The following is a 21,912-nucleotide window of genomic DNA, read 5'->3' on the forward strand; positions in this document are numbered from 1 at the left end:
ATCCTAGTGAATCATCACCCTCATTGCTGAGTTCGCGGATATGTCCACAACTAGCGCGCACAATCCAATCTGCACCGAGAATTTGACTCAGTTTTTTGACTTTACCAGGGGATTCGACGACTAGGAGGCGTTTGGGCATAGCACTTGTTTTCTAAATGCTCTATGTTGAGTGATTTGTAACAGTAAGCAATTCTATAGTACATTCTGCCTCCTTAATTTTATTTATTGCTTTAAAAATACAACTTTGTGATGACTGCACTCAGCATAATTTGAGTAAACAATGTCTACTGCACCAAACCCAACTTCCCAACAAATTAATGCTTCTGTTCCCCAAGAAACTAAGTAATCAGACAAAATTAATTACATAATTTTCTCCAAATTCTCTAAGAATTTTTTCAACAGATGTAACGAAAGTTTTCCAATCTTTGTAGGCATCTATAGGAATCCATTCATACTTAATAAACCGCCATAAAATTTCAATTAAGTTTAAGTGAGGAGAATAAGTTGGCAGTTCAAAAATGGTAATATTACGTTCTCGCCATTCCTCAAGTTTTTCAAAAATGGCATCACTAGTATGAATAGAAGCCTGATCTGCGACAATTACTGTTGGCTTATCTACTTGAGGAAAAAAAGCATCAATACAAGCAATAACTACATCCGAATTAATACTTTGCGAGGAAATATAAGTTTCAAGATGATTACGTTTATTCATAATTCCTAACACATTCAAACGCTGACTTCGACGACTAGAAATAGGTACGTATTCTCCGATATCTTGCCAAGCATATGGCACGGAAGGAATCAAACAAAATCCGGTTTCGTCTAAATAATATAAATCAATTTCTCCCTGTTCATCTAATCGTTGAAATTCTTCCAGTTGTGCCTTTTTTTCTTGATATATATGAGTTGGTGGTTCTCCTCCTATCCCTCGACGCATCCTATGCCAACTCATTTTTAGTGTTTTCAGTATTCTCTGAATTGTTTTTTTGCTTGATATAATTCCCCATTCTTCTTTCACTTTTTGTACTACCTGTTTCAGCTGCCTTGGTTCTTGTTTTACAAAGTCTTTAATTTTTTCTTCTTGCTCAGGATTAAATTTTGATTTACATCCTTTACCTGGTTTGTCATACAATCCAATCATACTATCTAGTTCCCATCTGTCGAACCAGTTATAAATTGTTTTATAACTTACTTGAAAAATTTTCATAAGTTCTTTGATTTTTAGTCCTTGATTTGCTAGTATTAGGCAATGCGCCCTTTGACGTACTTGATGATTTCGGCTTTGGCGATGAATTCGCTCTAGCAATTTGACTGAAAGAGGATTGATTTCTCGAATAAATATCATTTTAATTACAATTAAGATAATGACTCTTATACCTTAATATATTATGTTATTTATTTGTGTAATTAATTCTGTCCAGGTACTTATTACTGGAGTGGTAGAACGGCTCACTTTTCACAGCAAAACGGATTGTTGCCCACTTTGGAACAGAAACTCTGGAAATCATTGAAAACCAAATTGACCGTTTAATTGAAATTAACGGCATAGCCAAAAAACGCCTGGGAAACTCAAAAGACCATTAAAGAAGTGATGGTGTTTTTACAAGGACATGGCGTTTCTACTATCTATGCAGTCAAGATTTACAAACAGTATGGGGATAAAGCGATGCCTGCGGCGGGCGCTTTGCGCCATCGCCTACCAGGTATTCTTATCTTTGAATAATCCCATTAATTTACGTTTGCGACCATGCTCTGCTTCTAATTGTGAATGATAAGCAGACCATTCAGCTTGTTTTCCCATTTGATAATAAGCAGCTCTCGTTTTCTTTAACCAACGCACCGCAGATTCATAACGGTCAGCTTTTCCTTCATTCATAATTGGTTCTGCGCGTTTGCGGGAATTATTAATTACCCAATCAGGACGATGAGGAATTGCTGCATCCATAACTTTGTGAACTAATTCTGAATCATAGTAACTATCTCTTTCTACTGTTTTAATTGCATCATCAATTAATCCTTCATGGAGAAAAATATCAACTTTAGCTTCTTGTATTCCCCAATTTGGTTCTTTGCGGAGTGTTGCCAATAAATCTTGTTTAACTGTCGGCCAATTCTCTCCTGCTAAGTCTCGTATTTTTTGATAATGTCTAAATGATGCTCTGATTTTAAAGGCGATAATACTAGCATTTAAAGCTGTAGTATATTCTTCTAATCCTTGAGCTAAATCGCTTGTCCAATTTGCAAATTCATACAAACAATTGCCTGGTAATTTTATCCCTGCTTCCGATATTTCTAATGCTTCTACTAAATACCCATCTTCCCGTAAGATTTTGGCTAAAGCAAAAGCTGCTTCTACTGTATCCATAAGAACTTTAGCCGCAGATATGGCTTCTTTTATTCGACCCAAAGCTGCTAATTGAGTTAGATATTGCTGGATCATTCCTTCTGCTAAAGCTAAATTCAAATACTCTTGATAACGATTTTGAATTTCTAAAATTTCTAACCGAACAGCCGCTAAATGATTTGCAAAATCTGGTCTTTCATCTTCCCAAAGCTGTGCAGTATCATCTCCTTGTAAGATTCGTTGCAGTGGTTCATAATCCCAACTTTGACGCAATGCTTCTAAACTCATGGCAAAATCTGCATTAATTTCATCCTGCCATGATGACAACAACATTTGTAAATCTACCTTTTCTGGTTGTGATAATTCTGAACATAAAATTGCTTCTGTCCATGCGATATCAAGATTTTCTGCTATGGAAAAACAGTCTCCACCATAATCACATAACTCATTCCATTCTTCGGCGTAAGCTGTGGTGATAGCTTCTAGAATTAAAATGGCATTATTACCATCTCCATTTTTAGCAAATTCTTGTGCTTCCTCAACTACAGCTAGTAATTCATCTGTAAATGGATCATCTTCTGAACCATATTCTAATTCTTGTAATCCATCTCGTAAAATCCGCTTGACCTGAGAGCGAAATGGTTTGACATCAATGTTCCGTTGTTGGGTAGACAGTTGTTCTTTAGCTGGTTTTGGTAAATCTATTAAACTGACAAAGTTATCAATTTCATCAATTAGTTCTGGTCTATTTTCTACTAATTCTTGCAATAATCGCTGGGTTTGGACAATATCAAGACGATTTAATAACTGTTCTAATGTGGGACGTTCTGTAATTGTTTCTGATTTATGTAAACAATATAATAAAGTAGCGACAATATGTTTACACCACCCATCGTAATCGTAAGCACAGTTACAATAAGCTGAGGTAATTCCGGCTGCATCAAAATTGATACTGACTTGATAGGGTCTGATTTCGCTTCCTTCTACTGCTGCTTGAATTAGATTACCTCGTTTTTTCAGGTCTGCAACTGCATCTCTACGATAATAATCTTCACCACGACTGTAAGATGAGGAATTAGAGTTATGGCGAATTATTGCTTCAGAAATTGGTAGAATTTTCATAAGACTTAAGTTAATTATTTTCAGCCTGATACTTAAATAAAGTACATTATTTTACGTTTTAATAACCAGTTTACAGCAGGCGGTAGGAGTAAAACCGCTCATCCACAGGGGTCAAAAAGTGTTGAATTGCATTTTGTGATCCATGGGTCACATTTTCTGATCTAGAAACATTTGGAAATACTCATCTGATGTACTATTATCACCGTTCAGCTGACAAGTAGCCTTGACGATAGTTCTTTTTTTTCAAAAAAGCTGCCTGTTTCATTGACCATTGCTTGACAGGAGTTAGTGGGGCAATATCTGCGAACTGATAAATCCCACATTCCGCACCCACAACTGTCACACCCCAAAAAAACGGATATATTTAGTACAGAAGAACTAATAATTGGGAGAATTGACTAGAATTTATTGCAGAAAAAATACCCCTGGTAGCCAATTATTTAAATCTAGTTTAGCTCCAAAACTCTCCAGTAACCCAGTAGAAGGGAAAACAGAAGGAGCGAAAACCCATAAACTTGGTAAATTACCCTCTGGTAAAGAAGTATTTTCCCGTTTGGCTACTAACGCCTTGAGAATAATTAAATTTTTGGAACTATATTACAATAGTTATTATGTATAGCCAACTTAATCAAAATTTACTATGAGCATTAGTCTCACACCTAAGCAAGAACGCTTTATTGAAACAAAGCTGCAAACTGGGAAATACAATTCTGTAGAAGAAGTTCTAGAAATCGCTCTCAAGTTGCTAGATGAGTATGATCGTTCTGAGACAGAATGGGTTGAGGAAGTGCGTGAAAAAATTGATGCTGCTATTGCAATTTCAGAACACACAGCACCTATTGACGGTGAAACATTTGTCAATCAAATTTTAGATCGTTTTCAGCAACAGCGACAGGTACAAAAATGAATTGTTACGTTATTAATATTCTCGCTAGTCGTGATCTGAGCGAAATTGCTGAATACTTTTCACAAAATAACCTAGAAGCAGGTGAAAAATTTTTCCAGGAATTTAACCGTAAATGTCAACAATTAATTTCTTTTCCAAATAGTGGTAAAAGCTACTCAGAAATACATGCTGATTTGCGAGGATTACTCCTTGAAGACTATATAATTTTTTATAGAGTCTTGGATGTGGATGATGGAATTGAAATTTTGCGGGTAGTAAGTGGTCGTCGTAATCTTCCCTCTGTTTTTGATGATTCTCAATAGAATAAATAGGATAAATTTTACCAGACCGTGAGCTACACTAACACATTTCTGATGTAGAGTGCATAATTCAGCAACGCTAAATTTATTATATCAATTGATAGATGTTGTCATAAATTTTATACCAATGTTTTAGAAATAAGTGTTGAAAAAAAGAAGACAGAATCTTATATCTGCAATTACGAAATTTGATAGCTGACTCAGAGAAGCAGGATAGTAGAGAATGATGCTTATTCGTAAGTATTTATAAAGATTGAGACATGAGAATACACAATAGTCCTGATTGCAGTAATTACCAAATTCCCAAGCAACAGGCAATTGAGGTTTATCCAATAGTATCCCAGCGTCGCCCAGTTGATAAAAAAAGTTCAATTTTCTTATTGGTAGCAGCAGCAACAGCATTAGTGCTGGCAAATACATCCATTAATCACCTGCTGATGTCCGTTTTAATCTTGCTAACTGCCATCATCGCAGCATTTCCCAAATTAGCAAATAAATTGCTGACCAAATTTGAAAAATTGCAACGCCGTTGGGGAATCAACTTTTATGCCATTTTAGTTGGTATTATCTGTATAATTTTCACCTTTGATATTACCACAACATCAGCTAATGCCCAATTTTTTAATGGCGCACAAACATGGATGACAGGAGCTTTTGCAGGAATGCCTGCTGATGCTGTTGCACTATTTTTTAATGTCCTCAGAGCATTGTTTCTGCTGTATCTTGGTATTTCCTTAGTGAGAATTGTCAATGCTGCCAGAAATGATGAAGATTGGCAGAATTTAGCGAGAACTCCGCTGATCATCAGCGTTACGATTGTAGTTGGTGATATTCTCACAGGTTTGATTACTGGTAATGCAGTGTAAGTAATTCAAAAAAAGAGGCGTTTAACTCTCTTCTGAAAAAGCAGAGTGGTTTCTGGAGATTCATAACGAGCGCTCGTTTCTCAACGACTTCTATCACCCTTGGATGAATTCAGTATTTTTCGACAATACAACGAACAAAATTTCAGCTTTTCTCTCAGTCTGATAATAGCAGTTTAGGTTAAATTTACACCTTCAAAAACCTCAGATGATGAAACGCAAAGAATTTAGAACAGTCAATCGAATTTTGGGGGAACAGCCGAGAATTGGACCATTTCCAGCAGATCAAGTTTTTCCTTGGACAGCTATTGCATTGATTACATACTTAATCTGCAAGCTAACTTTTCAAGCTTCTTGGTTAGTGACTGGGTTAGTTATTGCTTGGGGGTGGGGAACTTGGTGGACTCTTACCAGTAATAAAACCTGGTTATCAAAGTTTCTCACAGTACCCAGAGTTACCAGAGGATACAAACGCTTTTATTCCCTGATTCAAGAACCAGAAATACTAACATCAACCGCAAAAAAGATGTCCGTGCCAAATTCAAAATAGTGCTGACCATAGGTTAGGTAAAAAAATCAAAACTCTTTGTATAAATGCGGGATAAATTAGAATATCAGACCATCTAAAGTTGGGTCAAAATTACACAAAATTATCGCATGATATAGCTAATACAAATTTTGTTTAATAGGTTGTTCAGCGTAGCCATAGAGCCATAGTTGATAGATGCCCTAAAAAATAATCTCATTTTCTTTTGGTTCAAACCTTACTTTATTTGAAGAATTTATTCAGCGCAGCCTGATAAATAAATGGTATAACGCCAAGCTGCGCTAACAGCAACACCATTGAAAATTTACATTCACCCCATAAATAAATTTCGAGGCTTGCATCCTTTTTTATTGGTCAAAGTCAGAAAAAATTACATCATTTGAGCAACGAAATTATGACAACGAATTCTTCAACGAAAGGGAAAATATCTAAAGATAAGGTAGGAAATAAAAATATCTCTGCCCAAGAGATTTCTGTAGCCAAACGCCTGACTCCTTTTGAGGATTTAACCCATATTGCAGCGATCGCTAATATCTCCATAGCCGGCAAAAAAGATGTTGGTGCAATTATCCTCAAGCGTAAAGACGATATCCAAATTAAATTCTGCTTTGACTGCCAAGGTATCCATTCTTCTCTCCCAGAAAGCCAAATTTTACCAATTTTTGCAGGCATAGAAGCCGGACTTAAAGAAATACCCTATGGTGAATCTTTAACCTTTCATCTGGGTTCATTTACCGATGACCATAACCGTCAACAGGAACTAAAAGCATTAGAAGAAAATTGTCGTAGTAATGAACTGATGCTGTTAATTCGGTCAGAACGGTTGCGAATTAGAGATTTAACAAATCAAGGCGATCGCAAAAACAAATTCTTGAGAATTTACTGTACCTATACTGTTGCTGAGAATAGTGAAACAGCGGACTTTGTAGAGAAATTTATTTTCCAAGCTAAAGAAAGTTGGCACAAGTTTACTGGACAAATTCACGAAATTAGACATCAACGGATTGAATCAATTCTCAAAAATAGCTTTACATCTGGCTTTCAGCTATGGGAACAAACCCTAAATAATAAAATGGGGTTGAACATCAAACCATTGGGTTCTCAGGAACTGTGGGGAGTAATTTGGGGACAATTTAATACCAGCAACCCTCCAAATATTCCGCACTTGCTGACTTTGGATAATGATGGATTGAGGGAACAACAAAACAGCGATTTCCACATCCGTCACTTAATTTTAGAACGAGAAGCATCAGTTCCTTTTTTGGATAGAGCTTGGGTAAATTTACAAGACCATTATATCGGGGCATTAACATTCACAGAAAAACCAATTGGCTGGGTGGATGAATATGCACAATTACGGTATTTGTGGGAACTAATTGCTAGAGATAAGGTTTCTGATACAGAAATCATTTGTCAACTGACGAGAGCTAACGAGGGATTAGCTAAAACCGCACTGCAACGTCTGACTAAACAATCTATCGTTTCCTCTGCCATGTCTGCTGATAAAAATAGCGTGGATGTAAAAGCTAATTTGAACATGGAAGAAGCGATCGCTGCACAAGAAACCATTTATAAAGGTGCAGTGCCAATTAATACCGCAGTAGTCTTTCTGGTACACCGTCCCTCACGTCAAAAACTAGACGAAGCTTGTCGTTATGTTTCTAGCTGCTTTCTCCGTCCGGCTGTTGTGGTACGAGAAATGGAATATGCCTGGAAAGTATGGTTACAATGTTTACCAATTGTTTGGCAAAACTTGCTGACTAAACCATTTAATCGCAGGTTGCCTTATTTTAGCAGTGAAGTCCCCGGACTAATGCCAGTAATTAAAACTGCAACTGGAGATAAAACCGGGTTTGAATTAATTGCTGATGAAGGTGGTACTCCTATTCATTTAGATTTATACAACCACCACAAGAATTTAGCAGTATTTGGGACAACTCGTGCTGGTAAATCGGTATTGGTGGCTGGTTTACTTACCCCGGCTTTAGCTCAAGATATTCCCGTCGTTGCTCTTGATTATCCTAAGCCAGATGGTAGTAGCACTTTTACTGATTATACTAATTTTATGGGGGAAGAAGATGGGGCATATTTTGATATTAGTCGTGAAACAAATAACCTGTTTGAATTACCAGATTTAAGAGGTTTAGAAGCAGAGTTAAGAAAAGAGCGATTAACAGATTTTAAGGATTTCCTTAAATCTACAATCATCACAATGGTGATAGGCACTAATCCTGTTGGTGTTGATGCTACAATGGTGAGTAATATTGAAAGTATCATCACCTTAGCAATTGAAACTTTTTTTGCAGATGATGACATCAAATTACGCTATAAACTAGCATTAGAAAAAGGTTTGGGGACAGAAGAATGGAATGATACTCCTACACTCAATGACTTCTATAACTATTGCTCTCCTGGTTATATTAAACTAGATTCAATTGCCAGTAATAGCGAGGAGCAATTAAAAGCACTAGACCAAATTAGGTTGCGATTAAAATTTTGGCTTAATAGTAGAGTTGGTCAATCTATTAGCAAACCTTCCAGTTTTCGTACTGATGCTAAATTATTAGTATTTGCATTGCGTTCTCTTTCTTCTGAGGCAGATGCAGCTATTTTATCATTAAGTGCTTATGCTGCCGCTTTGCGTCGCGCTCTGAGTTCTAAGGCTTCAATTTTCTTTTTAGATGAAGCACCAATATTGTTTCAATTTGAAGCAATTGCCGAATTAATTGGTAGATTATGTGCTAATGGTGCTAAAGCTGGAATTCGTGTAATTTTATCAGCACAAGAGCCAGATACTATCTATCAAAGTAAATCATCTGCCAAAATCTTTGCTAACCTGACAACTCGGCTGATTGGTCGGATTCAAAGTAGTGCGATAGAGTCATTTATCAAATATTTTCAATATCCAACAGAGATTATTTCTCGTAATAGTACAGAGTCATTCTTTCCCAAAAAGGAAGGTATTTATTCACAATGGTTATTAGATGATAATGGTAAATTTACATTCTGCCGTTATTATCCTGCTTATTGTCTTTTAGCTGCTGTTGCTAATAATCCCCAAGAACAGGAACTCAGAACATTGTATCTCAGGAAATATAAAGATGATCCTATTACGGGAATAGTCAGATTTTCTGAAGTGTACATCAAATTGATTAGGGGTGAAGAACTTAGTGAGGAGGCTAATGAAATTTTAGAAGAGGTGAAATTGAAATCAAAACAAATTCATGTTTCAGAAACTAAGTCTGATAAACCATTGAGAATAGTAGCATAAAGGAAATACAAATAAAAAAAATCCCATCTTTTTTAGTGCAGGGGAGCAGGGAGCAGGGGGAGAAAAAGTTGTTTTGATAGGAGTGAAATTAGACCATCTTTTTTGTGGAGTTTTCTAAATAAAACAGGCTCTATAAATCTGGAATCGAATAATAAAACTTCCTGTGGGACTGTATTTTTTTTCATAAACCAGATACCCAATAACGAAAGACTCACCTATCAAACTTATTTGTTGTTATCTAATGTTCTAAATTTACCTAGTCTTGAATTATTAAATAGGAAATATCTCATGAACAATAACAAGAAAAAGCTAGTTTCAACTGCTATTGCATCAGGTTTTATATTAGCAGCTATAAGTGTACCAAGTAATGCCTTTGCAATTGACTTGGGAGGACAAATTGACAACTTCTTCAATCAAACATTTGGATACATAAACGGCTATTTTAACGAAGTAGCGAATCAGCTAAAGGAAGAAGTAGATAAAAGTTGGGGAAATCTCCAAAAAGATGCTCAAGCAGCAATTGAAGAATCTAAGGGGAATATGGGAATACCAGACCCTACAGCAGCTAGTCAAAAATTAGCTGATAAATTGCAAGAAAAAGGAGGGATAGCAGCAGAAAGTAGCACCATTATTGGTGCGGTGGAAGCTGGGAAACAACTAGAAAGAGATAGTACCCGCGCTACAGTAGCTAGTGTTTTAGGGAAAGAAGGACAGCAGCGGACTCAATCGGAAATTGATGCTACCAACAAAACTGTTGGAGAAGCACAGCAGTTAGCTGAAGATGCTCAAAATATGGATGCTTCACAAGATGTCCTCAAAGCGATCGCTGCTCAAAATGCTCAAATTGTCTCCATGTTAGGACAGGTACGTACTGATGGCTTACAAGCACGACATGATGCCCAACAAACTAACCTCATGCTCAATCAAATTGCTGAAAGTCAATCAGAACAAAATCGAGCGAGAAGAGTTTTATCTACTGGTATGACTAGTCAATATTTAGAGTTAACTGGTTGGAGTAGATTAGACCCTGCTTATGTCAATAAGTAGCCATCATGAACTGCGTACACCAGGAGGGATGAAAATCTATTTTCAAATCAGGTTGAAATTGACACTCTCAGGTCTAAAGACACTTTGATTAACTCTCAATACGGTGCGGTTAACCAAAAATCCCAATTTTTGAAATCCTGAAAGATTGATTATTACATTCCTTTGTTGAGAACAATGTCAATTATTAACCTTATACAAACCGTATTGGATTAACTCTTTTTCACTTCTATTCTACCAGGAATAACATTATGCTTGGTCAAACAATACTAGCAGCAAATAACTTCGGTGCAGGAGATTTAATCGAAAATGCGTCTGCTGGTGCCAGCTTGGTAGCAGAAGGTTTTAATGATCTATGGCAACAAACTCTTACAGGTGGACTATATGCTTCACTGTGTAAAGTTGGAGTATTATTTGCAGTTGCTACCCTCGCATTATTCATGGTGCAATGGGGTAAGCAAATGATTAATGACGAAGAACAAAGAGCATTTAGTGAATTAATCTGGCCTTTAATTGTCACTGTTCTTCTTGCTAATAATGGTTCTCTACTAGCGAATAGCACTTTGGCATTGAGGGAATATATTAACAGTGTCAATAACTATATATTAGAGTACACCGCAGCCGATGCTGATTTGAGAGCCGCTTACCAACAAGCACTAGGACAAGCAGCATTAGAAACAGCCGTAGGTAATGCTATTCAAGAATGTCGTTCTTCTCAATTATCAAATGAAGAAGGAATACAATGTCTCAAACAAGCAAGAGCCGATTTAGAAGCCAAATTTCCTGACACTTTTAAAGATGCAGAAGGTGGTAGCTATTTGGGAGCAGCAGGTAGTTGGGTAACTCAAGGTTTGGACAAAATTAATCAAGCAGCTTCTGAAGCAGAAGGTGATGGTTTAGTGGGAAGTATTACCAGCAAATTGTCTGCGGCTTCTAGTGCTGCAATTGGTGCAGTTGTTACGACTTTTATTACCAGTTTATTATTAGCACTAAATAATGCTTACCAATGGGGGTTGGAACTAGCATTACTTCTAACTGCATTAATAGCTCCTTTAGCAGTTGGAGGTTCTTTAATGCCAATTGGTAATAAAGCAATTTTTGGTTGGTTAACAGGGTTTTTTACTGTTGGTCTTGCTAAACTTTCTTTCAACATTATTTTAGGTTTAGCTGGACAGTTAGTTGCTACAGCCAAAGCTAGTCAACCGATGATTTTTTTGGCATTTATTGGTTTAGTTGCCCCATTTTTAGCCACAGGAATTGCTGCTGGAGGTGGTCTAGCAGTGCTAACTCAGCTTAATAATGGCGCTCAATGGTTAGCTAGTGGTGCTATCTCAGCAGGTAATATTGCTCTTTCTGCCAGTGTGTCCCGAATAACAACCATGATTCGCAAATAAAAAGTTTATCAATCAGAACTTTATCAATTTTGAGAAATTATGCTAAATCACACTAAATCCAAAGTTCCTAAAAGGGAAGCATTACAGTTTCTAAGTTCTGGGCAATCGGTATCTAATCCCATTGCTATTGTTGCTATCATCTCGCTAATTTTTAGTTCTTTATCCTTCTTATTACAAATGCTCAATTATGGTGCAACTTCAACTTTAGCTCGTAAGGAACCACCATCTTTAGTCCAGATTGCTGATGGAAATACAATCAATGTGAAAGCACTCGAACCTGATGACCGTTCAGCAGAAGTGATTAAAAAATTTGTGGTTGATACGTTGGTAAAAATGTTCAATTGGGATGGATTAATCAAATCAACTAAAAATGGAGAAATTATTACTCAACAAGATAATGGCACTGCTATAAAAGTTACAAAAGGGACTGCAAGAGTTATGACAAAAGCTTGGGAAGCTGCTTTTGCATTAAGTGAAGAACAAGACTTTCGAGCCAGTTTTCTCAAAAGATTAGCAGAACTCACACCACCAAGTGTCTTTCAAGGTGGTTTACAAAGTTCTCTAGTACCAAGATATGTTAGTGAACCACGCAAGATAGGTAAAGGAAAATGGCAAGTAGATGTGATTGCTACTTTGGTGACTTTTAGTAAGGAGGATAATGCTGGTAATGGAATAGCTTTTAATAAAACTGTGACAGTTCAAGTAATACAAACTCCTCAAAAACCTCCAGAAACTACAGAGATTGCTCAGAAAATTTATTCAGTTCGCAAGTCAGGTTTAGAAATTATTGAAATCACAGATTTGAATTTAGGAAAGAACTGAGAGAATACAGTTCAATCAAGGTAAATTATCTGTTTAGATAAGTACAGGGAGAGACAAAGCTGTAAGTTCGTTTTATAAAATCCAAATATGTTGGATTTGGTAAAATGGCTAAAACTCAACAACAATAACGCATTGAATCAACTTTACATACCGTTAAATGATTGGAATTTTTCCAGCCAACTTACTTATTGAGAACTGAGAAATTAATCTCATACAACAGATATGTTTCTTTCGGATATTTTATAGTGGTTGAAAATTGATTATCACAAAAGCCTTACGGGGAAAGGATTATAAACAATTATGTCCATATTTTCAATGAAATGCCGACACAATAAGGTGTTTAATGATTTTGAACCGGGTTTTCCATAAAAAGAACTGAAGAACCACAAATATTTACTTTATTGATACATAAAAATTGAAAATTCTGGTTACTTACTGTACATACAATAGGGATATTTATGAAAACAAATTTAGAAAACCAAACTGAATCTAATAGAATAGATGATTTACTCAGTTTCGCAGAAGATAACTCTGAAAATAATTTTGCTGGTACTGAGAATCAAAATATTATTACTGAATCAGATGTAGAATTAGCAGATGAATTGGAATTAGTAGAAACACAACATTCACTTGTAAATTCTCCCTGGTCACGCACAATAGTAGTTGGGGGAGGATTTGGATTAGGATTTCTGCTAATTTTTATGTTCCTCAATCCCATGATGAATGGGAAGGTGACGAAGAAAGAACAAACACCAGAAGTTGCTACTACCTCTCCTCCTGAAGAAGAAGTTCCCAAAAAAGATGGTGATATTTATGCCAAGTTAGCATTACAAAAACAAGCAGAAGAACTGGAAGCGTTTAAAGAACAAAATAGAATTAAACAGGAATCACCAGTTGAAAAACAGGATAAGCAGACAGTTGAAAACCTGCCCAGAACTAAAACTATTCCTAATAAATCTGTCAGCAGGGAAACATCATCAACAGCCACTAGGGAACAACAACCTAGAAGATATATAAGAACGGAAAGACCTGTCAAAGAAGCGCCAATAGCACGCTCTTCACCCCCAGTACAAACTGTTGCAACTTCAACGATTTTACCCAAACAACAAACCATCTTTAAAGCTCTTACAAAACCTTCAGATCCATTAGCAGAATTAGCAAATTTACGTTCTCTTGGTTCTGGTGGTCAAATTTATTATGCAGCAGCAATCACAAACGAAAAACAGGAGGTAGCAAGCACTCAAACTCGAAATATTAGCACATCTGATTATACTCCCAGGCGTAGGTCGAGTTATAGCCGCAATTCTCAAATAGAACCACTAGAAACAGTTACTACTAATAATTCATCATCAGATTTAGATAGAACTGTTGATAATAATAATGGGGGAATTGAAGAACTAAAAGCCAAGTGGACTCCGGTAATTAATGCGAAAAGTTTAGCTAAAAGTGATAAGGTAACTAATTTCAGTGACAGCAAGAATTATTACCCAGAAGAAGCAGCTATTATTGAGGGCAGAGAAGAGCAGTATTTAAGAGTAGGAGAATATACTACTGGCATATTAGAAACACCCGTCGTTTGGTCGGCAAATGTTAATTCTAATAATTCTCACCTTCAAACTAAGTTTGTTGTGAAACTCACCCAACCTTTACTAAGCAATATTGGGGAAGAAGCGATTCCTGCTAATACACTTTTGAGTGCAGAAATTCAAGGAGTTGATTCATCTGGCAGAGTTACTGCTGTAGTTACTGCCATTCTCAAAGATGGCACTGAATATACATTACGACCAGGAACAATTGTCATACAGGGGAAAGGGGGAGAACCTTTAATTGCTAATCAGTATCGGGACAAAGGCAAAGAGATTTTAAGCCTGGATGCAGGATTAGGTTTGATGTCAGGACTGGCCAAGGTGGGGGAGGTAGTTAATCAACCTGATATTCAAAGTAGCATTTCTCAATCCAATGGTGGGTTTAGCAGTATCCAAACCAGTCGCAATGGAAATCGCTCATTACTGGGTGCATTTGCTCAAGGAGCGTTTGGTACAGTTTCCAAGCAGGTAGAGGAACGCAATCAAAAAGCGATCGCAGAAATTATCAAACGACCCAACATTTGGTTTATCCGCCAAAATACCCAAATCACTGTTCAAGTAAATCGCTCTTTGCGGCTTTAAACTACCGAGTACAAATTGGGTGAAGGTCTCCTGGAGGATGAAAATGGACAAGTTTTTCTGGTTATTTCTAGCTGTTACAACGTCTTGCTTGGTCAATATTCCATCTCAGGCACTACCGACACCAAGAACACAATCAACTAATACCAAAAGTTCTGTACGTATTATTCCCAGAAGCAAGTCCACCGGCACTCAAGCACAGCTGCAAACTGTAGAGGTATGGCCGGGACATGGTGTGTCTATCTCGTTTTATGAGACTGGTGAGGTTATTCAACGAGTGTGGTTAGATGATCCTTCCCGCATCCTCATGGATGTAGATGGTTGCTTGCAAGGCTTGTCTGATAGGTCGAATTGTAAAGACTCAGGAGCCGGTTTAATTCACCTTAGACAAATTAACCCGGTCAATATTCGCGGAATACCCCTTGCTACAAATGGCGCACACTTGACGGTAATTACGCAATCTTCAGCAGGAACGCGCCAAGTTTACAACTTTCGGGTGCTAACAGGCAAAGGCACTCCACGCTACAGTACCATCTCTATCACTCCTGATGTCACTCGGAAAGAAACACCACCCACAGATTCTATAATTGTTAAAACTATTACTAAGGGATTACAGGTAGCAGCAGAAAAACGCTGGATAACTCCCAGTAATCCTTTATGGCAGAAACTGCAAAATTTAATTCAAGAGTTACAGTCAGGTAAAAATTTGACCAATGCTGCTCAAAGTGTCAAAGTTTCTCCTCAGCTAATTGAGCGTTTATTGCAATTAGGGTCTGAATCAACTGCTCCTAATCAAGTTCCTAATCAAAAAGTCAAACCTACAATTCAGAGAAATCAATAATTTTCAGACGATTCTTCTAGTAATTAATTAGGATGTAAATATGTTGCTAAATCGTCATCATCAAAATAATCAACAACCCGTTAACAACAGGATAAGGAATAAATTTAATTCCAATTTTAAGCTTAAATGTTGGATGTTTTTGGGGTTATTTACCAGTTTGGTAGTGCATGGATTGATTATTTTTCGTCATCACGATTTACTCAGTTATATTTTGGGAGTTCAGCCAGCAACAGCGGCTTCAATACCAAAAGCAAACACTATCCCTAGTAAATATATAAATAATGCACCAGTTCCTGATTGGGAGAGTATTACATTTAAATCTTTTGTTTTCTCTAGTCCTGGTAGTGTTGAACTTCCCAATGTTGAATTTCCTGGATATAAATCAATCAGAAGTTGGCAAGCGGGACAAAGTTTAGATGAAGTGATGGAATTGGGAGATTTTGAAAATGTATTTAATTTAGAAAATTTCAGTTTACAATCAATTGGGCAACTAAGTGGTATTTCTCTGGTAAATACTAAATTATCAGATTTTGATACAATTAAATGGCAAACTGTGCCTGAATTAACTAAAGCGATTCCCAGTTTAGTTAATGAATATATAGAAAATGTACCACCTATTCGAGATTTAATCAAAAAGATATTGGGTGTTGCGAATATTAATGGACAAACAATAGGAGAAATTATCAATGATTACCCAAAGCTCAAAGATATAGAGTTAGGAGAAATTGATTTATCTCAATATAAACTAACTTCCATTCCTGGGATAGAAAAAACTGCTTTAAAACAATTTAGTAATTGGCAGAATACAAGCATATCAAAAATACCTGGACTAAATCAGGTAACATTCACTAATTTTCCCAATGCACCTGTACCCCAAGGAAGTATTGTTGGTAAATTAGATTTGCCATTAAAGGAAGTAGAATCAAACCGACAACGTTCGATTAGTGGTAGTGACCAAGTTGGATTTAATGTTCCATGTACTAACAACTGCGCTCACATAGAATTATCAGGTGCGGGTGGAATTACAGGTAGTCAATGGATGAGTGGTAAGTTTCAACAAGTAAAGGGTGGTTTTGGGATATTAGGCAATCTTAATGGTGGAAAAGAACCAACCGGAAGGCATCCTTTTGGTAAGGGTTTTAAACAAGCTGTGTGGGATATTAATGAAGGTGATGGAACTGCAACAACTGCTATTTTCTTCCGCATTTGTCGGCGAGGAGGTTGGTTTGATTTAGGTTGTTCACCTTATTTCATTGGACCGTTTCCTTTTTTCATTTATCAAGAAAAATCACCTATATTTCTCGGTACTCCTTTAACAATTCCCTAGATAATTTAATGTTTTTTGAAGTTGCATTTTAGTGGAGATAGGATGTTATGTGTGATGAGAGTTTATATATCGTGCTGATATTACAATTCTATCTAATTTGTGTTTTTAGAGGATGCGTGATATAGCATAAATAGATTTTTTATTTCACGCAGAGGCGCAGAGAACACAGAGAAGAGAATTGAAACAAAAGATAATTTTCCATAATCCTCTTACCTGCCTAAACAAACTATCAGCAATCTAGTCGTATTCCTATATATGTTTTAAAATATTCATCTACAACAACTTTCAAATTTTCAAACAACACTCTTGCGCTCCTCTCTGCGCCTCCGCGTCTCTGCGTGAGATAAAGAAAATGTAGTTATCTACTTGAAATGGCTTTAATACAAAATATCCCAATCTTAAGTCTATATCAATCATTTTGAAATTTATCTAATCACCATGAGTACAAACAACTTTATTTCCGAACTTCAAAATCCTCAAGCACCAATTGGTAAATACACTCATTACCTTTTTTCTGCTAATGGGTTAATGCTGACAGGATTATTGGTAGGATTTCTATTACTACAAATGTTATCTGGGAATAAAAAAGGCAGGTTAGCTACCAGTTATTTTGGCGGCAGCAAGGAGACAGCTAAAGCGAAAAAGAAAGCTATCAAACAAATTGCTAATCCTCAATGTGATAGTGCTACTCTCTACGTTGGTAGACATAAATTTACAGGTCGAAAAACTCAAGATAAAGAACCAGGAAGTCCCATACCGTTATACATACCAGATGTACAAAGAGGAACGGCAGTAATTGGCGCTCCTGGTAGTGGTAAGTCTTTTTCTGCTATTAACCCGATGATTTATAGTGCCATTGACCAAGGTTTTCCAATTGTTTTGTATGACTTTAAATACCCAACGCAAGCTAAAGTTGCCAGTTATGCCAAAAAGATGGGTTATAAAGTCCATATTTTCGCTCCTGGTTTCCCTGAAAGTGAGGTGTGCAATCCCCTTGATTTTCTCCGAGATTCTACGGACGCGGAAACGGCAAGGCAGTTAGCAACTGTAATCAACAAAAATTTTAAAATGATGGCTGCTAGTAATGAGGATGCTTTTTTTGGACCTGCTGGTGACCAGTTAACGGAAGCTATCCTGATGCTGACTAAACAAACTCAGTATCCAGATATTATGACAGCGGCGGCTATTCTCAGTAGCGATCGCATGGTAGAACGGTTAATGGCTGCTAACCTCAATCCCTGGATTAAGATTGCTTTTGGTCAGTTGTTTAGTTCGGCTGGTTCTGAGAAAACTATTGCAGGTATCGCCGGTACTGCCAGTTTGATGTTTACCCGGTTTATGAAAAAGAATACTTTGGGGTGTTTTGTGGGTAAGACGACTCTACCTCTGGAAATCAAGGGTAAACAAATGATTATCTTCGGATTGGATAGGGAACGACGGGATGCTGTGGGGCCACTATTATGCAGTATCTTACACATGACTGTGGCTAGAGCGATCGCTAAAAAACGGCAAGACCCATTAGTTGTTGTCCTCGATGAAGTGCCTTCTTTATACCTACCAGACCTGTTTAGATGGCTGAATGAATCTCGTAGTGAGGGTTTTTGCGGCATTCTGGGATGGCAGAACATGGGACAGTTAGAGAAATACTATGGTAAGGAAGTTGCTAAAACCATGCTGGGTGCTTGCGGTACGAAGTTCATTTTCAATCCAGGTGAAGAAGAATCAGCGCGGTTGTTTAGTGCTTACCTGGGAGATGAGGAAATTAAATACAAGCAGAAATCTAAAAGCACTGGGGGAGGTAAAAGCAGTACCTCAATTTCTGAACAAGATAAAACACGGAAGTTATTTGAACCAGCACAGTTTTTGAAGTTGCCACCGGGGAAGTGTATATTTATTAATCCGGCTTACTGTAATCAAAATGAAGCTTCTGTTCCTTTATTAAAAACCATTAAAATCCCCAAAGTTTTAATTAATATTGAGCAAGAAAATGACTCTAGGTGGACAAGTTTGATTGCTCAATTGACTGAGAAAAGCACTCAACAACGTCCTACACAAGAAGATTTAGATAAACGAGTGGCTGAGGTAAATAAATTATTTCCTGTTCCTCAGCAACCTGTACAAGCTGGTGCTGTACCATTACCTATTGATGCTTATAAAGGATTTTTCTAATTACCAATGTTAAAGTAATTTAGATATTAAGAAACAGTTAGCCAAGATTGATTTTTCTCTGGAGGAATAGAAATGATACAGGATAGTGAACGAAAAATTGTTTCAGAGTTTCGCTCCCAACTGGAAGCGATAATTCCCATTTTGGATTTACGGGTATTTGGTTCAAGAGTGCGGGGTGATGCTACAGAAGAATCAGATTTAAATGTATTTATTAAAGTTGCTGAATTAGATAGATTATGTCGAGAAAAAATTAGTGATTTAGCGTGGGAAGTAGGTTTTAAATATGATCTAGTTATTTCTACCTTTGTGGTTACAGAAGCACAAGTAGAAAGGGGATCTATAGGAGCTAGTCCCTTACTATCTAAGGTGTTACAAGAGGGTATTTCTATATGCTGAATCAGCAACTAAAGTTATTAAATGAATCCTATTAATTCTTAAATCCTGATCTAAAATGGATATATTAATATGTTTGATGAAAGAGTAACGCAACTAGCAACTGCTTATCAAAAAACTGTTGACCATATAATTGATGAGCTTCAAATTACTGCTTCAGTATTAGCAGAATTAGTCCAGGCTTTAATAGATAAAGTCAGAGAAAAACTTAAACAAGAACAAGAAAAGTTATTTGAGATTGAAGTACAAGTTGGTAGTGAGAAATATCGGCTTGTTCCAGATGAGGAATTTCCTGGTGCTTGGAAATGGGAAGCTGCCGAAATGTCTGATGTCCAAGTGCAGAATATCGCCAAGCAGTTAATGTTAACAGCAGCAGATAATTCTCAAGACATCACAGATATTGTTCTAGCTAATAATAATTCTTCTTTAGCTATCATTGCCACCATTGAATCAGGTGATAAATTAACTTTTTATCAGCAAGATAATGAAGGTAAATGTCGTCATAACTGGGTGACGGAAAATTTAGACACTGAGGAAATTATCGCTGTAGTCTATGAACCCATAATTCGTTATTTACCTCCTAGTCAAAATTCCACAGATAATACAAGAGAAATAAAGGAAGATTTAACAAAAATTGTTGATGAACTGCTAGGTCAACTTTTTGGAGTTCAAGATATTGAGAGTGAAGTTATTGATAATTCTACAGAATCTGAATCTCCAGCAACAGCAGTAAATTCTGGAGAAAACATTGAATTAAAAAATGAATTTACATCAGTTTTAAACTCACCATTTGAAGAGGAGAGTTTCATATTCTGGGATGAAAATACTCCATTACCAGAACCACCAGTAGATGATTCACCTGAGTGGGATGATGCCAGGGATATACCTATGGCTGAAACGATATATTCAGAAGAAGAACATCAGCCTAATTTTACTGATAAACAAGTTTCGACGAATGGGATAAAAGCTGAAGAAACAGTCGTAGAGACAATACCTGAAGTTGATGCTTTTAGGGAAGAAAAGTCAGCTAAATTTGTTGAAACAACAGAGGAAGAAACTGAAACACAAAAAAGAAAAGTCGCTTTTACAGAAAACTACAATGGTGTGGTTTCATCTCCAACAGTAACTGCTCAAAATCAGAAGTGGATACGGGAAGTGGAAGTTCCTATTAAGAAGGATGTTGCACCCATTTGGCAAAAGGTTATAGGTTTAAACTGGCTGAAAATGCGGCATAATCTCAAAGTTGAAAATGCCAAAATTGCTCAAACAGCAGTTGAACTTCTCAAAGCTTATGGAGAAACTTTAGCAGATGGTTCTAGACTTTATAGAAGTGATGCTTTTGTAATTAGAAAAGAAGGTGACAAGTATAGTATCCACCATCGGCGTGATGAATTATCTAACTTTTCTCATTCTCTGATGGAATTTACTGTTAATTCTCGTCATGATATAAAAGTTAAAGTTCCTTCTACACAAATGTTAGCAGTAGAAAGACAGGAATTTTTGATGGTAGCTGAGAAGATTTCGGGTGAGAAGAAATTACCACAGCTACAAAATGCAGATATCAGAGATATTGCTAACCAACTAGGTTCTTTAGCACCTGCTGGGACTTTTGCAACGTTGGAAAGTTTTAGAAAAACTGAGGTTTTGGGTTTGCTCAATTCTGCTTTACAACAAGCTAAGTCTGATAATTTAACTATAGGGGAATACACTATTTCTAGATCCAGGGACGTAGAAGCTGGGGTGGCACAATTGCAGCTACATAAAACTAATCATCGGGGTGAACAAGAAGAAATGGTATCTTTTACTCTTCATAAAACGGCGGAAGGTATTATTAAGCAGGTAGATTATCTTAATATTAGCGATTGGGATTTAACACAGTTGAAGTTTATATCCCGCAATGCTCATTTGTTTGATTTGGAGAAGTATGGTTTAGTTGATAAAGCCAGGGATGGTAGCAAGGAGGTTAAGAATATTGCTGATATACCAGTTCCTCTACATCCTGCTCTTAAAAAGGTATGGCAGCAAGTGGAAAGGGATAATTCTCATATTAATTCTTCTCTCGTTAATGTAGAAGAGGTTAAAGCTGGTATTCGTGATAAGCTTGAAAGGTCTCAGGAGATGCTTTCTGTGGGGAAACAGAGAGAATTGTATTTTCAACTCTTGGTTTTACAAAATTTAAAAGGTGATAATCTGCAAAATCAGATGCCTCCATTGAGAGAAATGAGCAATAATTTAGAACGATGGCGTAAGGAAATAGTTTCAAATAAATATACGCCAAAAACAAGTATATTAACACAGAATATGGATATAATGAAGAGATCAATGAAATCTAGAAATGTTACTGAATATTCACTTTAAACAAGAGTAAAAGGTAGGAGGAGGAAACCTAAAATATATTTCGTTT

17 protein-coding genes and 1 pseudogene are annotated in these 21,912 nt (G+C 36.7%); 16 read left to right on the forward strand and 2 right to left on the reverse strand.

Features of this window, described 5'->3' with window-relative positions; translation table 11 throughout:
• Positions 1–346 precede the first annotated feature (346 nt).
• Entirely contained in the window at positions 347–1,345 is a 999-nt protein-coding gene (locus VB713_RS07595) for an IS630 family transposase (RefSeq protein ID WP_323310958.1), read from the reverse strand.
• Between the two features lie 113 nt (positions 1,346–1,458).
• Here VB713_RS07595 and VB713_RS07600 point away from each other — a divergent pair.
• Positions 1,459–1,669: pseudogene (locus VB713_RS07600) on the forward strand (helix-hairpin-helix domain-containing protein); the annotation flags it as partial.
• 27 nt (positions 1,670–1,696) lie between these two features.
• Here the strand turns inward: VB713_RS07600 and VB713_RS07605 are convergent.
• Positions 1,697–3,466, reverse strand: coding sequence for an SWIM zinc finger family protein (locus VB713_RS07605; RefSeq protein ID WP_323310959.1), 1,770 nt, complete (start codon positions 3,464–3,466; stop codon positions 1,697–1,699).
• A 394-nt stretch (positions 3,467–3,860) separates the two neighbouring features.
• Between VB713_RS07605 and VB713_RS07610 the strand changes: the two genes are divergently transcribed.
• The 15 genes from VB713_RS07610 to VB713_RS07680 all read left to right on the forward strand — a co-directional run bounded on the left by VB713_RS07610 (position 3,861) and on the right by VB713_RS07680 (position 21,866).
• Entirely contained in the window at positions 3,861–4,085 is a 225-nt protein-coding gene (locus VB713_RS07610) for a hypothetical protein (protein WP_323310960.1), read from the forward strand.
• Positions 4,086–4,106: 21 nt separating this feature from the next.
• Complete coding sequence (locus VB713_RS07615) at positions 4,107–4,373, forward strand: ribbon-helix-helix domain-containing protein (protein ID WP_323310961.1); 267 nt, start codon at positions 4,107–4,109, stop codon at positions 4,371–4,373.
• A complete protein-coding gene (locus tag VB713_RS07620; protein WP_323310962.1) occupies positions 4,370–4,675 on the forward strand; it encodes a type II toxin-antitoxin system RelE/ParE family toxin in 306 nt (101 codons plus the stop codon). The genes VB713_RS07615 and VB713_RS07620 overlap by 4 nt, the downstream gene beginning before the upstream one ends.
• Before the next feature lie 257 nt (positions 4,676–4,932).
• The gene (locus VB713_RS07625) at positions 4,933–5,538 is read left to right on the forward strand and encodes a hypothetical protein (protein WP_323310963.1); all 606 of its coding nucleotides are present in this window, start codon (positions 4,933–4,935) and stop codon (positions 5,536–5,538) included.
• Between the two features lie 205 nt (positions 5,539–5,743).
• Complete coding sequence (locus tag VB713_RS07630; protein WP_323310964.1) at positions 5,744–6,085, forward strand: hypothetical protein; 342 nt, start codon at positions 5,744–5,746, stop codon at positions 6,083–6,085.
• A gap of 391 nt (positions 6,086–6,476) precedes the next feature.
• A complete protein-coding gene (locus VB713_RS07635) occupies positions 6,477–9,353 on the forward strand; it encodes a hypothetical protein (protein ID WP_323310965.1) in 2,877 nt (958 codons plus the stop codon).
• Between the two features lie 288 nt (positions 9,354–9,641).
• Positions 9,642–10,400, forward strand: coding sequence for a hypothetical protein (locus VB713_RS07640; protein WP_323310966.1), 759 nt, complete (start codon positions 9,642–9,644; stop codon positions 10,398–10,400).
• 248 nt (positions 10,401–10,648) lie between these two features.
• Positions 10,649–11,791 carry a hypothetical protein gene (locus VB713_RS07645; RefSeq protein ID WP_323310967.1) on the forward strand — a complete coding sequence of 381 codons (1,143 nt, stop codon included), beginning with the start codon at positions 10,649–10,651 and terminating at the stop codon, positions 11,789–11,791.
• A gap of 39 nt (positions 11,792–11,830) precedes the next feature.
• Positions 11,831–12,613, forward strand: coding sequence for a hypothetical protein (locus tag VB713_RS07650; RefSeq protein ID WP_190908469.1), 783 nt, complete (start codon positions 11,831–11,833; stop codon positions 12,611–12,613).
• A gap of 458 nt (positions 12,614–13,071) precedes the next feature.
• A complete protein-coding gene (locus tag VB713_RS07655) occupies positions 13,072–14,781 on the forward strand; it encodes a TrbI/VirB10 family protein (protein WP_323310968.1) in 1,710 nt (569 codons plus the stop codon).
• A 43-nt stretch (positions 14,782–14,824) separates the two neighbouring features.
• The gene (locus VB713_RS07660; RefSeq protein ID WP_323310969.1) at positions 14,825–15,619 is read left to right on the forward strand and encodes a hypothetical protein; all 795 of its coding nucleotides are present in this window, start codon (positions 14,825–14,827) and stop codon (positions 15,617–15,619) included.
• A 40-nt stretch (positions 15,620–15,659) separates the two neighbouring features.
• On the forward strand, positions 15,660–16,946 hold the full coding sequence (locus VB713_RS07665) for a hypothetical protein (protein WP_323310970.1): 1,287 nt from the start codon (positions 15,660–15,662) through the stop codon (positions 16,944–16,946).
• Between the two features lie 438 nt (positions 16,947–17,384).
• Positions 17,385–19,115: a type IV secretory system conjugative DNA transfer family protein gene (locus VB713_RS07670; RefSeq protein ID WP_323310971.1), complete on the forward strand. Its 1,731-nt coding sequence runs from the start codon at positions 17,385–17,387 to the stop codon at positions 19,113–19,115.
• Between the two features lie 72 nt (positions 19,116–19,187).
• Entirely contained in the window at positions 19,188–19,511 is a 324-nt protein-coding gene (locus tag VB713_RS07675; protein WP_323310972.1) for a nucleotidyltransferase domain-containing protein, read from the forward strand.
• Positions 19,512–19,580: 69 nt separating this feature from the next.
• Complete coding sequence (locus VB713_RS07680; RefSeq protein WP_323310973.1) at positions 19,581–21,866, forward strand: hypothetical protein; 2,286 nt, start codon at positions 19,581–19,583, stop codon at positions 21,864–21,866.
• Positions 21,867–21,912: the final 46 nt, after the last annotated feature.

Origin of the sequence: Anabaena cylindrica UHCC 0172, assembly GCF_034931625.1 — a bacterium.
GTDB classification, from domain to species: domain Bacteria; phylum Cyanobacteriota; class Cyanobacteriia; order Cyanobacteriales; family Nostocaceae; genus Anabaena; species Anabaena cylindrica_A.

Coding starts and splice junctions, on each gene's coding strand:
- VB713_RS07675 (WP_323310972.1), top strand. CDS start 19,188: ATGATACAGGATAGTGAACGAAAAATTGTTTCAGAGTTTCGCTCCCAA.
- VB713_RS07615 (WP_323310961.1), top strand. CDS start 4,107: ATGAGCATTAGTCTCACACCTAAGCAAGAACGCTTTATTGAAACAAAG.
- VB713_RS07635 (WP_323310965.1), top strand. CDS start 6,477: ATGACAACGAATTCTTCAACGAAAGGGAAAATATCTAAAGATAAGGTA.
- VB713_RS07640 (WP_323310966.1), top strand. CDS start 9,642: ATGAACAATAACAAGAAAAAGCTAGTTTCAACTGCTATTGCATCAGGT.
- VB713_RS07670 (WP_323310971.1), top strand. CDS start 17,385: ATGAGTACAAACAACTTTATTTCCGAACTTCAAAATCCTCAAGCACCA.
- VB713_RS07620 (WP_323310962.1), top strand. CDS start 4,370: ATGAATTGTTACGTTATTAATATTCTCGCTAGTCGTGATCTGAGCGAA.
- VB713_RS07630 (WP_323310964.1), top strand. CDS start 5,744: ATGATGAAACGCAAAGAATTTAGAACAGTCAATCGAATTTTGGGGGAA.
- VB713_RS07595 (WP_323310958.1), bottom strand. CDS start 1,345: ATGATATTTATTCGAGAAATCAATCCTCTTTCAGTCAAATTGCTAGAG.
- VB713_RS07605 (WP_323310959.1), bottom strand. CDS start 3,466: ATGAAAATTCTACCAATTTCTGAAGCAATAATTCGCCATAACTCTAAT.
- VB713_RS07650 (WP_190908469.1), top strand. CDS start 11,831: ATGCTAAATCACACTAAATCCAAAGTTCCTAAAAGGGAAGCATTACAG.
- VB713_RS07665 (WP_323310970.1), top strand. CDS start 15,660: ATGTTGCTAAATCGTCATCATCAAAATAATCAACAACCCGTTAACAAC.
- VB713_RS07660 (WP_323310969.1), top strand. CDS start 14,825: ATGGACAAGTTTTTCTGGTTATTTCTAGCTGTTACAACGTCTTGCTTG.
- VB713_RS07680 (WP_323310973.1), top strand. CDS start 19,581: ATGTTTGATGAAAGAGTAACGCAACTAGCAACTGCTTATCAAAAAACT.
- VB713_RS07625 (WP_323310963.1), top strand. CDS start 4,933: ATGAGAATACACAATAGTCCTGATTGCAGTAATTACCAAATTCCCAAG.
- VB713_RS07645 (WP_323310967.1), top strand. CDS start 10,649: ATGCTTGGTCAAACAATACTAGCAGCAAATAACTTCGGTGCAGGAGAT.
- VB713_RS07655 (WP_323310968.1), top strand. CDS start 13,072: ATGAAAACAAATTTAGAAAACCAAACTGAATCTAATAGAATAGATGAT.